The sequence below is a fragment of the Erwinia sp. 009765445 genome (assembly GCF_058137865.1).
On sequence record NZ_JBYUWC010000006.1, the window covers coordinates 111,684 to 125,755 of the forward strand.

Annotated in this window: 10 protein-coding genes; 6 read left to right on the forward strand and 4 right to left on the reverse strand. The window is 56.2% G+C overall.

The features are described 5' to 3' along the window. The 5 genes from AC3Y5R_RS07980 (at position 1) to AC3Y5R_RS08000 (ending at position 8,214) form a co-directional block, all read left to right on the forward strand. Positions 1-1,260, forward strand: coding sequence for a c-type cytochrome (locus AC3Y5R_RS07980; RefSeq protein WP_489920885.1), 1,260 nt, complete (start codon positions 1-3; stop codon positions 1,258-1,260). Between the two features lie 172 nt (positions 1,261-1,432). Further along, positions 1,433-6,667 carry an AvrE-family type 3 secretion system effector gene (locus AC3Y5R_RS07985; RefSeq protein WP_489920886.1) on the forward strand — a complete coding sequence of 1,745 codons (5,235 nt, stop codon included), beginning with the start codon at positions 1,433-1,435 and terminating at the stop codon, positions 6,665-6,667. Between the two features lie 10 nt (positions 6,668-6,677). Continuing rightward, a complete protein-coding gene (locus tag AC3Y5R_RS07990; protein ID WP_489920887.1) occupies positions 6,678-7,088 on the forward strand; it encodes a type III secretion system chaperone in 411 nt (136 codons plus the stop codon). A 202-nt stretch (positions 7,089-7,290) separates the two neighbouring features. After that, on the forward strand, positions 7,291-7,752 hold the full coding sequence (locus AC3Y5R_RS07995) for an RcnB family protein (protein ID WP_489920888.1): 462 nt from the start codon (positions 7,291-7,293) through the stop codon (positions 7,750-7,752). Positions 7,753-8,004: 252 nt separating this feature from the next. Further along, positions 8,005-8,214: a hemolysin XhlA gene (locus tag AC3Y5R_RS08000; RefSeq protein ID WP_489920889.1), complete on the forward strand. Its 210-nt coding sequence runs from the start codon at positions 8,005-8,007 to the stop codon at positions 8,212-8,214. Positions 8,215-8,327: 113 nt separating this feature from the next. Here AC3Y5R_RS08000 and AC3Y5R_RS08005 read toward each other — a convergent pair whose 3' ends face one another. From AC3Y5R_RS08005 to AC3Y5R_RS08020, 4 genes are all read right to left on the reverse strand, one after another. Continuing rightward, the gene (locus AC3Y5R_RS08005) at positions 8,328-8,741 is read right to left on the reverse strand and encodes an RcnB family protein (protein WP_489920890.1); all 414 of its coding nucleotides are present in this window, start codon (positions 8,739-8,741) and stop codon (positions 8,328-8,330) included. Positions 8,742-8,974: 233 nt separating this feature from the next. Further along, a complete protein-coding gene (locus AC3Y5R_RS08010; RefSeq protein ID WP_489920891.1) occupies positions 8,975-9,751 on the reverse strand; it encodes an SDR family NAD(P)-dependent oxidoreductase in 777 nt (258 codons plus the stop codon). A 53-nt stretch (positions 9,752-9,804) separates the two neighbouring features. Further along, positions 9,805-10,944, reverse strand: coding sequence for an iron-containing alcohol dehydrogenase (locus AC3Y5R_RS08015; RefSeq protein WP_489920892.1), 1,140 nt, complete (start codon positions 10,942-10,944; stop codon positions 9,805-9,807). Positions 10,945-11,036: 92 nt separating this feature from the next. Further along, on the reverse strand, positions 11,037-11,408 hold the full coding sequence (locus AC3Y5R_RS08020) for a hypothetical protein (RefSeq protein WP_489920893.1): 372 nt from the start codon (positions 11,406-11,408) through the stop codon (positions 11,037-11,039). Positions 11,409-11,860: 452 nt separating this feature from the next. On the opposite strand from AC3Y5R_RS08020, the gene pqqU reads away from it, so the two are divergent. Then, positions 11,861-14,023 (forward strand): TonB-dependent receptor PqqU, encoded by a 2,163-nt coding sequence (gene pqqU / locus AC3Y5R_RS08025; protein WP_489920894.1) that lies wholly within the window; start codon positions 11,861-11,863, stop codon positions 14,021-14,023. The last annotated feature ends 49 nt before the right edge of the window (positions 14,024-14,072 follow it).

The window sequence follows — 14,072 nt, forward strand, 5'->3', positions numbered from 1 at the left end:
ATGAAGATGATGAAACTGAAGAGCTTTTTAATCGCCAACGCGGTGCTGTTCAGCGCGGGTTATGCGCTGACTGCACAGGCTGATGATGCGGCGCTGGTTAAGCAGGGGGAGTACATCTCCCGGTTGGGCGACTGTAGTGCCTGTCACACCATTCCGGGCAAGCCTGAGTTTTCGGGCGGCCTGGCGATTGAGTCGAATCTGGGCACTATCTATTCGACCAACATCACGCCGGATAAAGATCACGGTATTGGTAATTACAACGAACAGCAGTTCTCGGACGCGGTACGTAAAGGCGTGCTGCCGGACGGTACGCGCCTGTATCCGGCGATGCCTTATCCGGATTACGCCAAAATCAACGACCAGGATATGCACGCGCTTTACACCTACTTTATGCAGGGCGTGAAGCCGAGTGTGGAAGCGCCGCCAGAAACTGACCTGAGCTTCCCGTTCAGCCAGCGCTGGGGCATGCGCTTCTGGAACTGGGCGTTTACCTCTGACAAGCCGTTCCAGCCAATCGGCGGCGCGTCGGCAGAAGTCAACCGCGGTGCCTACCTGGTGGAAAGCCTGGGACACTGCGGTAGCTGCCATACGCCTCGTGGTCTGGGGATGAATGAGAAAGCGCTCGACAGCAGTGACAGCAAATTCCTTGCCGGTGGCAGCCTGAACGGCTGGGAAGTGCCTTCGCTGCGTGGCCTGCCGAAATGGACAGAGCAGGAAACCGTCGACTATCTGGCTACCGGGCGCAATGACAAGGCTGCCGTGGGCGGTGAGATGACTTCGGTTATCGAGCACAGCTCCTCGTATATGACCGATGCCGACCTGAAAGCGATTGCCGCTTATCTGAAGTTCCTGGGCGGCAACCCGCCAGTATCGGCAGCGGACGACAAAGCAGTAAGTGCAACCGAGGCTAAGCTTACCACCGCGAAGAACCTCAGCACCGGCGAGCGTCTGTATCTGGATAACTGTGGTGCCTGTCACTTTGTGACCGGTAAAGGCGCACCTGGCGTCTTCCCGCAGCTGGATCAGGCGACCATTGTCAATGCAGGCGATCCGACCGGGCTGATCCACACTATCCTGGCCGGGGCGCAGCAGCCTTCCACCGCCAAAGCGCCTTCCACTCTGGTGATGCCTGGCTTCAGGTCTCGCCTGAGCGATGATGAAGTGGCACAGCTGGCCACCTTTATCCGCCAGGGCTGGAGCAACAAGGCTTCAGCGGTCACGGCGGATCAGGTGGCGAAGGTCAGAAAAACCCTGAAATAACCAGCCATAGCTGTCTGATGTTACAGAGAAGAGAGAGGTGCAAGCCTCTCTCTTTATTTATGCTTTACGCTCATCAGTAAATATAAAAAAACTTATTTGTCGGGAACCGGGCCGTCTTTTCCGCCACATAGCTGAAGTTTCAGGACGCTATCACTGGCCGGGGAGAGACATTGTGTTAACGGGATTAAGAACACTTATCAAGCCATCGGGGGCAAGTCAGACTCAGCGTGCGGGCGCTGTCGGGCAGCAGGGGCAGGCTGCTTTGCGCCAGCAGCAGGCGCAACCGCGGTTGAACGGAGGCGGGACGCTGCGAACAACGGCTAACGAGCAGGGCGCGCCTCAGGGGGCAGGAGTTCAGCAGCAGGCGGCTTCGCGCAGCACGGGGCGGGGGCGATTCACCTCATTCGGTCATTTAGCGTTATTCCGCAGAAATTCACAGGCTGCACCGGCACGAAACGCAGGGCAGGCGGCGGAAGAACACGAGATGCAGCCGCTGGACCTGATGAATTTTGCTATTCCCACCCTGCAGGAGGGCGGCCTGGAGCAGGAAATTCAGGCAGAGATTGCCGCCCGTGCCGCACCACCTCCGCCGCCACTGCCCCCTCATGTTCCCACGCCTCAGGAAATAGCCGCCCGGCCATATCAGGCAGAAGATAAGTCTTTGCTGGGCATTACTCTGAACGACAAGCGCAACGTCAGGGTGGCCGCGCCGGAAGGAAAGGATGTGCAGCGGGCGTTAATCAGGCAGACTTTAGGTCACCCCAAAATGCAGTATCAAAGCGTGGCGGCCAGCAAGGATCACCAGCAGCACACTCTGCTGGATGACAGCGGAAGGCTGCTGGCTTTGCATTCCACACCGGGCAGCTTAATTGGCGTAGCCCACAGCAAGGCAAATCAGCAGTGGCAGCGCGAAGAGACACCAGGCTCCTCATTTCCAAAGCGGCGACCAGCCGTCGTCACCGATCACGCGCTTTCGCTCAGCGATGACGGCAGTACGGTGCGGATCGGGCGGAATAATGCGCCTGCAGGCCGTCCACTGGCTGAAGTGAAACTCCCGGACAATGCCATCCTCAGCCAGCTCTCCGGCATCCATCATCAGGCCTCGCTCGCAGGTTCAGAGGCATTCCGCCTGCACAACGACAAACTCTACCGTCTGACCTCGCAGGAAGAGGGCTGGCAGCAGGCCGATTATCCGCTGCTTGCTCAGGATAAGGATCAATCGAAGCTGGCGCGGCACGCCGATAACGCTCTCTATCTGGTTCATGATGATCACCATTTACATAACCTCAGTAGCCAGACGCAGAGTGCTCACTTTGAGGACAAAATCAGCAAAGCCTCCGTTGCCCCGGACGGTCAGGCACTGCTGATGTTGACCAATGACGACAGTAAACAGCAGAGCCTGAAAATACTTCCCCGCATCGACAGCCCGGAAGAGGCCCATCGCACGCTGAATGTCTCGCCTCAGGGAACCACGCTGGCCGCTTTTGCCCAGACTGACGCGCTGGTGATTGCGGCCGATCATCATGGGCGGTTACAGGTAGCGCTGCGTCCGGGTGAGCAGAGCGACGAGCTGAATTTTGGCACCGGGCTTAATCAGACCGTGCGTGACCGTCTGCAACAGCAGATTAAGGATGCCGTGGGCGAGCGTTTCCATGTGCAGGACTTTATTCACGATGGCAGCAATCAGCTGCATGCGCTGGTGAAGGATGGTATGGATCGCCAGCACGCCGTGGCGCTGAGCCTCGATCCGGCACGTCCCCACGCGGCTTCCAGCTGGAACCTGAGCGACAGTATGGTAATAGACTTCCAGAAAGGCCTGCCTGAAGTCACGCCGGAGCGCGGTGATATCGTCAATATTGGCAACAATGGCAAACTGGCGCTGCACGATGGCAAAGTGCACTTCTTCAATGAAACCACCAGCGGCTGGGAAGCGTCAGAGGTAAAGGCCGACCAGCTGCGGGCCGGACAGGATGGTCAGGCCTGGGTACTGAAAGATAACGAGCTGAAGCGCCTGAAGGTCAACCTCTCCAGCAATAAAATCAACTTCGATCAGAATGCCTTCTCGCTGCATCAGGTGAAGAAAAGCGTCAGTGAAGACCTGGCGATGCCGGGACTGGATAAAAATCAGGTCACCGTTTCGGCCAGCGTGCTGGATAACGGGCGCTTCGTCACGCTGCAGGACAATGGCGATATTCATTCGCACCACGTGAATACTGACACCCGCCGCGATAAACAACTGGCGCGTACGCTGGATAAGCAGGCACTGAGCCAGGCGATGAATGACGCCGTCAACGCGCTGGCAAGGATCCCGGCCGGACCGGAGGAACACAAAGCCACCGACATGGCGATCGGGCCGGATCACCGGATGTTTATCCTTAGCGACAAGGGCAAGCTCTTCAGCCTTCCGGCACAGAGCTGGCAGCAAGGGCGGCTGGCTGGCATGCGGGAAGAAAAGCTCCCCAAAGCGGCGGCCAGTGTCCGGGAGGGGATCGAGGTAGACGAAGAGGAAGCAGAAGCGAAGCCGTCAAAACTGCATGGCAATCAGAAGGACGGTTTGTTACTGGAGCTGGATAACGGCCGGATGATGGTGCGGGGCAAAGAGCAGTGGCAGACTGTTTCTTCCCATCTGTCACCGGGTGGCCACCACCAGGAGAATCTGGCCGATCAACATTACGATCGTCTCAGTGCCGCCACCCGCGACTCCAGACTGGGGAAAACCGGCCTTACCTTTAAGCGTGAGGTGAATACTTTCGGCCAGTCCGGCCATGACGGACATAAGGTGCATACGCCTTTCCGCACACGTCTCAGCACCTTTGTTTTCCGCCCTACGCTGGAAACGCCGCGTCCGCTGAAGAACATGGGTAATCTGATCCAGCATGCCCACAGCGGGCGAAAAGGGCTGACTGGCATCTACCAGCAGCAGACTCAGCAACTGGCGGAGCTGAACCAGCACCTGCAGCAGCAGGCAAATCGCGCGCCGGAAGAACCGCTCAGCCTGAAACTGAAAACGCTGTCCGGTAAAGCAGACCTGCCCGGCTGGTTTGGCGAAATGCAGCAGTTCAATACCACGCTCGCGGACAGCGCAGCGCATCAGGCCGGTTTGTTGCAGCAGTTCTACGGCAAAGAGTCGGGGGCTTTTAAACAGCAGCTCGGCAATCTGACCAGCAGCCTGAATCCGGCCAGCTCGCGCAACGACGACCTGGTGAATAAGCTCAACCGGCTGTTCTCGCAGCAGCCGAGCGGTAAAGGGAATACCGCTCAGGTGACGCTGGCTTCTTTGCAGAAAAAAGGTGTTGTGCTCTCTCATCAGAAACCTGGCGGAGATATTCCAGCCGCGCTGCATCGCGATAAACATGATTCGATGGGGCTGGTGAAAACCCGCCTGATCCTCGATGGCCTGACGAACGCAAAATTGCACGACCTGACCGGGCGCTTATCAGCAGCGTTAGATTTGCAGGACGGCACGCGCGAGCAGGCACTGAAAGATCTTGGCGCAGAGTTCCGCACGCTGCGGGATGACCGCTGGGAAAAAAATCCGATCAAACAGGTGACCAGCCAGGGCTTCACCGGCAATGACCGGCTGGAGTCGAACTACGATGCCATCAAATCGATGACCAAGGCCTTCACCAAGCAGAATCACGGGATGAACGTCACCACCCGGACGGTAATGCAGGCGGACGATCAGCAGACGCTGGCCCGCAGATTGCAGGGCACGGTGTTATCCATGGAGAAGGGCGAGAGCATCTCCTTCAGCCGGGCTTACGGGGCAGCAACCACCATCACTGGCATTCCCGGTACTCAGGTGATAGCCGGTGTTGGCGGCAGGGGAAATCTGGATCGCGGTTATAATCTGAGCATGACGCGCGGAGAGGGGGGAATAAACGTCAGCTTTGGCCGTGATGGTGGCGGAGCGCTGACCGCTTTTACCGGCGTGGGTTACAACCTGCTGACTGATTATATGAAAGATTCCGCTCATGATGTGCCGATCGATCATGAACGGGATCTCTCGCCAGCACTGCGTCTGGGTGGCGTATTTTCGGCCACGCCGCTGGATTTAAAAAAGCAAAACAGCGTCAGCTTTGATATCACCGAGGCTGAGCTGCCTGAGTTCATTGAGGGATTGACGGAAGGCACGCTCGATCCGCTGGCCCTGCTCAACCGGGGGATCAATCACAGCGTTAAGCATGGCGACGTGATGAATGTCAGCCTTGATGCCAACGCCGCGGCACTGGCTTCAGCAGGCATACCGCTCACCAACAATCATGAGAAAGATACGCCAGCCAGCTTCCGTGTCGGTGGCGGTGCTTACGCCGGGGTGAATATCCTTTCCGGTACTCGCGAACGGGGCGAAACCACTAAGGAAGACAGCGCCACCGCCAGCCGCAGTAACAACCGCCTTCGCGGGCTGAATAAAGCCAGCGTCGGGGCGAACTTCGCGCTGCCCACCGGCGTGCTGATCCGAAGTGATGAGGGCCGCCTTCCGCTGTTTGCCGGTCCGGCGGCCAGCGTACAGCTGTCAATTGATAACCGGACCAGACAGAGCCTGTCGGTGGAGACGAAAAACGCCCAGCCTCTGGAGCCGGTGCATATTGACAAACTGATGGAGTCGCTGGGCAAAAATTTCTCCGCTCCGGCAACGGCGGCACTGATGGAGTCTTTAAAAGACAAAAAGGATGACGAAGAGGCGGTGATGCTGACCCCACGGCAGAAACTGGACAAGCTGGATGCGCATTTTACGCCACGTAACAGCGAAAGAATGAACAATGGCCAGCAGGCTGCTCTGCGCGACCTGGACAAGCACCTGCGTCAGCAAACAGCCGCCGAGCGTGGGCATAAGCTGCTGCAAAATGGCGAGTATCAGACCACTTACGCCAACCTGAGCAAGGTGGACAACAACGGCTTATGGCACCAGCTGTCTAACCTGCTGGATGGCAGCCTGAACGCCAGCAACGCCAATAAAATGCGCGAACTGATGGGCAGCGATCATCAGTTACAGACGCTGATTGCCAACCTCCAGGATAACGTCAGTACCGATGCCACGGTGACGCTGGAGCTGAAAGACGAAGTACGCGAAAGGCTGGAGAAGCGCTGGCTGGAACAGGGCAACAGTCCGGAAGAGATGACGGCTGAGCTGACCAACCGCGATAATCTGCGGCTGAAATCCATCGCGTTCACCAAGTCACAGGTGAAAACCGACGGGTTTGCCACCCCGGCCTTCCTGCTTGGCGGCTCGAACAACGCTTCTGTCTCGATGAAGCGCAATCTGGGAAAAATCAACTTCAGCTACGGTGAAAATCAGGATACCCCCACACAGTATTCGCTGGAGGGACGTATTGCTAAAGCCACCACCGACCTTGCTTCCGCACTTCGTAAAGGGCAGGACAGCGGCTACGTTTTGAAAGGATAACGGAGAAAGTATGTCAGCAACTGAACAACTCAATCACTGCCTGGCGCTTTATGGGCGCAGGCAGGGGATCTCACTGGGGCTGCGGGATGGGGTCTGTGCGCTGGTGGATAATAAGCAGCAGGAAGTGGCGGTGGTGGAGCTACCGCTGGAGAGCGACTGCGTGCTGTTCCACTGCAAAACAGAAGAGCTGAAAGGGGCAACTTCGGAGCGCTATCTCCGCACTTTGCTGGCCCTGAATTTTGAAATGAGTGCCATGCGCGGCTGTTGGCTGGCGCTTGATGGCGACGACAACCTCAGGCTGTGCAGCCAGCAATCCGTCGCGGGGCTGGAAGCCAGCCATTTCGCGCAGTGTCTGGATGGTTTTATCCTGCAGGCGCAGCAGGTCAGTGAGTTTATTCGCGAATTGAAAAGTGCGTCATAAGGCTTCTTTTGCTCCATAACACAAATCATTCGCATCTGTAAGGTCCTTAATTCACTCATAGTGTTAAGAAAGTGCTAAGTAGTGGTAAAGTACCGTAATACCAGCAGTTTTAAGACATTTAGAGATGTTCTTGTTGTCGGGAGTCGCGGATAGTATCCCTCAACGGCGCAACAGAAGCCGTTAGCAAATTGAGGATATAACCATGAAAAAAACGACTCTGGCACTTTTAATGACCGTCTTCACAGCCAGCACTTTGTTCTCCACCGTCACCAGGGCTGATGGCCCTCCGGGACAGCCATGGCACCAGCAGGGCGGTCACGACGGACATGGTGGCCCTGACGGACACGGTGGCCCAGGTCGTGGTCCGGGTCCAGACCACGGACATGATGGTCGGGGTGATTATCATGGTCATGATAACCGCGGTCCTGACCGCCATTATCAGGAGCGTGACCGCTTCGCCTGGCAGGGACACGATTTCCGCCGCGGTTACCCACTGCCGCCTCACTTCCGCGGCGATGATTACCGCATTAATGACTGGCACGAACGTGGCCTGCGTGAGCCACCTCGCGGTGAGCACTGGGCGTACATCGACGGTAACTATGTGTTGATTGCCGCCGCCACTGGGGTTATCACCTCCATCCTGCTGAACAACGCCTTCCACTGATTCTCCAGGCTGATACTCCGGTGTCAGCCTGCTTCTTTTTGTGCTCTGCATCCCTTGTATTATCTTTTATCCGGTTTACCCTGAGCCTGCCTTGAATACTCCTTTTCTGGTTGTTCCCTTCTCTGAATTACATTGATTTTCATCTTTTTTCTGGAGATTGCTCTGAATTATCAGGCGTTAAAACGCTGGTTTTTTACTGTCAGGCATAAACTTGTGGTTCTGAAACACTGATTGGCCATTGAGGACAAGGGAATGTTGGAAAGAATCCGGCCGGTAGAAGGAAAGGTGGAAGCGCTGTTGATTGATGCGGCGGTTATCAAAGCGAATTATGCCACGCGACAGGATGTAGAGAGCGTGCGCAAAGAGTTGCACTCTTCAATAGCAAGTCAGACCAAATGGCTGGTGGCTGCGCTGTTTATGGTTCTGGCTGCCGGGCTGACCCTGGCAAAATGGCTTTTTTAACACGGCTCTACTGGAAAGCACCTGTTCCTCCATGGGGCCGTGGATGTGGCGAAAATTCAGATCAAAAAAAGGGCTGACCCATCATGGGCCAGCCCTTATTGTTTGACTGACGATTACTGGTGAGCGATGACAGAAGTGATCACTCCGGTTGCTATGGCGATCAGCACATAGTTACCGTCAATGTTCTGCCAGCGGTGACCGGCAGGAGGTTGCTTCAGGCCACGCTGGTGCCAGTCTTTAACCTGGTAGCCTTCACCACGGTATTTTGATGGCAGTGAACGGCCTTTACGGAATTCAGGGTGCTGTTCGTGATGCTGCGGCTGGCGATGCTCTGAAGCATGCTGAGGCTGAGCGTGTTGTGGCTGGTTATGGCCCTGAGGCTGATCGCCATGCTGTTCATTCTGCGGCGGACGTTTGACCTGCTGCTGGTGATCGTCGGGGCCTGGCTGCGGACCTTCTGCAAAAGCACTGAGGCTGGTGGTAGCAAACAGCAGTGCGGAGAGGGCAATAATTCCTGATTTTTTCATCTTTTTTTCCCTACGATATGGACCAGTTGTTCTTGTTGATGCACTCAATCTGGGGGGCAGGGAAGAGAAGGACAAGTTCAATAATCCTAAGAACGCCTGTCTTAACGATAAATTTACGCTTGGCTTGCAAAAAACTGAGCGCTCCTCCACGGTTTCTCCCCGATATTTGAGGCTGAAAAGGCCTGCGCAGGATAGAGAAAGGGACGCCAATGTCTGTGCGGCGTCCCGTTTGGTCAGAAGGGGGTTTCGACCACACCGCCGTCAACCCGCAAAGCGGCACCGGTAGTGGCTGAGGAGAGCGGAGAACAGACGTAAACCACCATATTGCTCACTTCTTCCACGCTGGCGGCCCGCTGAATAATTGAGGTCGGACGATTTGCCTTCACAAAATCCACGCCCAGTTCCTGCAGGTCTGCGCCCTGAGCCAGCTCCTCTTTAAAGAAGCCGGCAAAACCATCAGAAAGCGTCGGGCCTGGCAGAACGGCATTCACCGTTACTCCCGTGCCTGCTGCTGCTTTCGCCAGCCCGCGCGACAGGGCAAGCAGGGCAGTTTTGCTGACGCCATAGTGGATCATATCTGCCGGGATATTGACCGCAGATTCAGAAGAGAGAAACACCACGCGGCCCCAGTGAGATTTGATCATCTGCGGCATATAAGCCCGGCTGAGGCGCACGGCGGACATGACGTTGACATCCCAGATGTTTTGCCAGACCTTATCTTCAGTTTCAAAGAAGTCGCCGCCGGGAAAAATACCGACGTTATTGACCAGGATATCGCATGAGGGTTCAGCCTTCAGCAACGCCTCACAGCCTTCCGCAGTGCCTAAATCGACCACGTGACCACGCGCTTTACTACCCAGCGATTTCACCAGAGAATGGACCTGTTCTTCCGTGCGCCCGGTGACCACAACCGTGGCTCCGGCGGCGGCCAGCCCTTCGGCAATCCCTTTTCCGATGCCTTTGGTTGAGCCGGTGACAATGGCGGTTTTTCCGGTCAGTTCAATCTTCATTACGATCTCCTTTAGTGACACAAAGAAGGTAAGCTTAGACCAGGGGATCAGTTCTACTGGATGTGACAGGCCTGTTCCAGCATAAAGCGCTGCTGTTCTGTGCTGTAAGTGACCAGCGAATTTTTACTGTTGGAACGTGCGAGGATCCAACTGGCCTCCTCTTCGCTCAGCGGCTGCGCATCGTGCCAGAAGGGGGTGATCGCCTTATCCTTTAGCCACTCTGCCAGCATCCTGGCCGGAGGCAGGGTAAAGCCGGGGAACAGGGCGGCAGCCAGTTCGGCCATCAGCGTCTGCTGCTGCAGGTTCTCCGTCTCGTTCAGCAATTGCAGGAACGGGAACAGTAAGCGGCCACACACTTCTCCGTGGTGATAGTCCTTGATCGCGCCCAGTTCTCCGGCAATGCCGTGGATCACGCCCAGACCGGCCATACTCAGGCTCAGGCCACCCTTCCAGGAAGCCAGCATCATCTGCTCACGGGCCAGGTTGCCCTGCTCATCCTGGCGATCCAGATACGGCCATGCGCTGATAAATGCCCGCATCCCGCTCAGCGCGGTCTGGCGGGAAAACAGGTTGCCCTTGCTGGAAAGATACGCCTCAAACAGGTGAGTGAAAGCGTCAATCGCACAGCAGGCCAGCACATGAGCCGGTGCGCCACGCAGCAAATCCGGATCGAGGATTGCCACCTGCGGCACAAAATTAGCGTGTCGCAGCGAGGCTTTAACCTTGATCTCAGCTTTGTCAGTGACCACCGCATTCTGAGTGACTTCACTGCCTGTTCCGGCAGTGGTGGGGACGGCGATCAGCGGCAAAGTTTCACCGCTCACCGCCGTGTCGCCGACTTTTTCCAGATAACGCAGCGTGTTAAGCGGATGCTGGCTCAGCGCGGCAAATGCTTTGGCAGCATCAAGTACGCTACCACCGCCGATAGCGACCACTCGTTTGACCTGGCCGCGCCACCTCGCCACCCAGGCATCAATTTCAGCAGGGGAGGCTTCATGGCTGACGATCTCATGGCCGATAAATTGCGGCTCCAGTTCGGCCTTCAGCACATCCCAGGCCGCGCCGTTCAAAAACGAGCGGCCGCAGAAAAGCAGGGTCGGCTGCGGATCGTTGCTGAGCAGCGGCAGCAGCTGGCGAAGGCTTCCGCGGCCAAAAAAAGTCTGTCGGTTGGCAATCATATGGCAGGTAGGCATGTTTTGTCCTTGCAGGTCAGTGGGCTGCGTCTTCGCGCAAAGTTGAGGAACTTACTGTAGGTGAAAATATCATCGCAATTCAATCAGTAAGATTACAGGGATCGCGACGGGCAGCTGAAGGTGATCATTTTGTCCTGCGGCGCATTGATAATACTGAAGCGGGTATCGGAAAGACGCTGCGCCAGCCAGCCCTCTCTGCTCACCGCCGAGGGAATATATTGCTTCCGGTCTGAGGATTGCAGAGGACCACTTTCGAGTTTGAGGTCAGAACTGGCCACGCTGAAAGAGGTGAAACGATCTACTATCGTGCCCTCGATATTTCCCAGTGGCTGGCCGGTAAGGGTCTGTATTTTCCCCTCGCAGGTCATGCCTTTTTCACCAGAAGAACAGGCACTCAGCAACAGGGTTATCGCCATGAATGCCGGGAAGAAGAGAACGGAGCTTTTGCCATCCTGCCAGGACATGAGACTTCCTTATCTTAAAGAGAAAATCTAAGTATAGACGGGAGTTGAGCAAACTTTGCAGAACGGTAAGACCCTGACATAAACAGGGATCAAACCCACGCTGGCTGGCCATGTAACAGAGGTATTATCATTTTGTGGCTTTCAACTGAATCAATTCAGCAAATTGCGTAACAACAGTTCGCAAATAAATTATTGGATGCTACAATCCCCACCGCTTTTGCTACTTTCCCCTGATTCTCGCTGCTCTGGTAGCCGTTTTCTTCGACCGAAAGCGAAATAGCCCTGTTTTTATAGTGGAGATAAGCGGGCAAGTTTTGTAACTGCTTATATACTTTTGCTGCATTGATGCACTCGCGCTTCCCAAGGCAACGTCCAGGCTGGATAACTCACTATTTACCGGGCGTCAGGCTGAGAAGCTCCTGACGACAAATTTTATCAATCGAACCGATCCTGTGAACAACAAAATCTCTGTATTCTTTTTAACGCCGCTGTTTTTCCTGCAGCCAGTGTTCAGCTACGCACAGTCAGCTACCACGCCGGGCACCGCTGCGGCTTCCTCTTCGTCGCAGGACGGTTCGCTAATCGTTATCAAGAAGCGCAGCGGTGTTTCCGAGCTGGATACTCCGGCCGCCGTCAGCGTGGTCAGTGGCCAGGATCTGCGCAGTAACACCGCGCAGGTTAACCTGTCAGAGTCGTTGGGCAGTGTGCCAGGCCTGCAGATCCAGAACCGCCAGAACTATGCGCAGGATTTACAACTGTCAGTGCGCGGTTTCGGTAGCCGCTCGATGTACGGGGTGCGGGGCGTGCGCGTTTATGTGGATGGTATTCCGGCCACCATGCCAGACGGGCAGGGACAGACCTCCAATATCGACATCAACTCGATTGATAAAGTCGAAGTGCTGCGCGGGCCTTATTCTGCGCTGTACGGCAATGCATCAGGCGGCGTGGTCAATATTGATACCGAAACCGGCAGCCAGCCGACCACCCTGACCGCAGGGACCTATTACGGCAGCTACCGCAGCTGGCGCAACAGCGTCAAAGCCAGCGGCGCCACCGGCAACGGCACCCATGCCGGTGATGTAAACTACACTATTTCCGGATCGCGCTTTACCACCCGGGGCTTCCGTGACCAGAGCGGCACGCAGAAAAATCTCGGTAACGGCAAGCTGGGCGTGCGCATTGATGATGTCAGCACCCTGACGCTGATGTTTAACAGCGTTTCCGTGGATGCCAACGATCCGGGGGGGCTGACCAAATCCGAATGGGAAAGCAATCCCCGGCAGTCGCCGCGTGGTGATATGTATAACACCCGTAAGAGTCTGGATCAGACTCAGGTCGGCCTGCGTTATCAGCGCGACATGAGCGAGAAAGACCAGCTGACGCTGACCACCTGGCACGGCGAGCGTCACACCACACAGTATCAGTCCATCCCGGTCAGCGTGCAGCAGAACCCGGCTTATCCCGGCGGCGTGATTGTTCTGGAGCGCAAATACTCCGGCGTTGATACCCACTGGAAGCATGACGATCAGATTGGCTCCGTGCCGTTCAGCCTCACCGGCGGGCTGGATTATGAAACCATGACCGAGCGCCGCCAGGGCTTCCAGAACTACGTGATTGATAACGGCACTACCGAACTGGGTGAGAAGGGCGATCTGCGCCGGAACGAGAAGAACGTGATGTGGAACCTCGATCCTTACCTGCAGACCACCTGGAACCTGACGCCGAAATGGACGCTGGATGCCGGAATGCGCTACAGCACCGTCAGTTTCGACTCCACTGACTACTATGTCACCCCCGGCAACGGCGATGACAGCGGCAGCAAGCGCTATCACAAATTGCTGCCAATGGGCTCGCTGAACTATGCGCTGACCGATGCCTGGAACGTTTACTTCTCGGCAGGGCGCGGTTTTGAAACGCCAACCATCAACGAACTTTCATACCGCTCAATCAGCGGAAACGAAACTGGCCTGAACCTTGGGCTGAAGCCGTCAACCAGCGACACCTTCGAGCTGGGCAGCAAAACCCGGGTGGGTTATGGCCTGTTCACTGCTGCGCTGTTCCAGACCAACACCGACAATGAACTGGTGGTGGCGGACAGCAGCAACGGCCGTTCCGTGTATAAAAATGCCGGCAAAACCCGCCGTCGCGGTCTGGAAATGTCGTTCGATCAGCAGTTTGCCGAAAACTGGCAGATGAAGATGGCCTGGACGCTGCTGGATGCCACCTACCGTAATGAAACCTGTGACGACGACGGCAGCTGTACCCCGGCGGGCAACCGTCTGCCAGGCGTGGCGCGCAACATGGGGTATGCCTCACTGGCTTACGCGCCGGAAGCAGGCTGGCACGCCGGTGCGGAAATTCGCTATATGAGCAGCATTCAGGCCGATGACGAAAACGATGCAAAAGCACCGGCCTATACGGTCACAAGCCTGAATAGCGGCTATCGTTTTAACTGGGATAAGTGGTCACTCGATACCTTTGCCCGCGTCGACAACCTGTTCGACAAAGAGTACGTCGGTTCGGTGATAGTTAACGAAGGCAATGGACGTTATTACGAGCCAGCACCGGGTCGTAACTACGGCGTGGGTGCCACGCTGACTTACACATTCCAGTAATCAAAGGATCCAGAAGTGCCTGCCTGAGGGCGTAAACCTGAGGGCGGGT

Excerpts from the sequence above, each read along its gene's own strand:
- AC3Y5R_RS07980 (WP_489920885.1), top strand. The coding sequence starts at position 1 with ATGAAGATGATGAAACTGAAGAGCTTTTTAATCGCCAACGCGGTGCTG.
- AC3Y5R_RS07990 (WP_489920887.1), top strand. The coding sequence starts at position 6,678 with ATGTCAGCAACTGAACAACTCAATCACTGCCTGGCGCTTTATGGGCGC.
- AC3Y5R_RS07995 (WP_489920888.1), top strand. The coding sequence starts at position 7,291 with ATGAAAAAAACGACTCTGGCACTTTTAATGACCGTCTTCACAGCCAGC.
- AC3Y5R_RS08000 (WP_489920889.1), top strand. The coding sequence starts at position 8,005 with ATGTTGGAAAGAATCCGGCCGGTAGAAGGAAAGGTGGAAGCGCTGTTG.
- AC3Y5R_RS08005 (WP_489920890.1), bottom strand. The coding sequence starts at position 8,741 with ATGAAAAAATCAGGAATTATTGCCCTCTCCGCACTGCTGTTTGCTACC.
- AC3Y5R_RS08010 (WP_489920891.1), bottom strand. The coding sequence starts at position 9,751 with ATGAAGATTGAACTGACCGGAAAAACCGCCATTGTCACCGGCTCAACC.
- AC3Y5R_RS08015 (WP_489920892.1), bottom strand. The coding sequence starts at position 10,944 with ATGCCTACCTGCCATATGATTGCCAACCGACAGACTTTTTTTGGCCGC.
- AC3Y5R_RS08020 (WP_489920893.1), bottom strand. The coding sequence starts at position 11,408 with ATGTCCTGGCAGGATGGCAAAAGCTCCGTTCTCTTCTTCCCGGCATTC.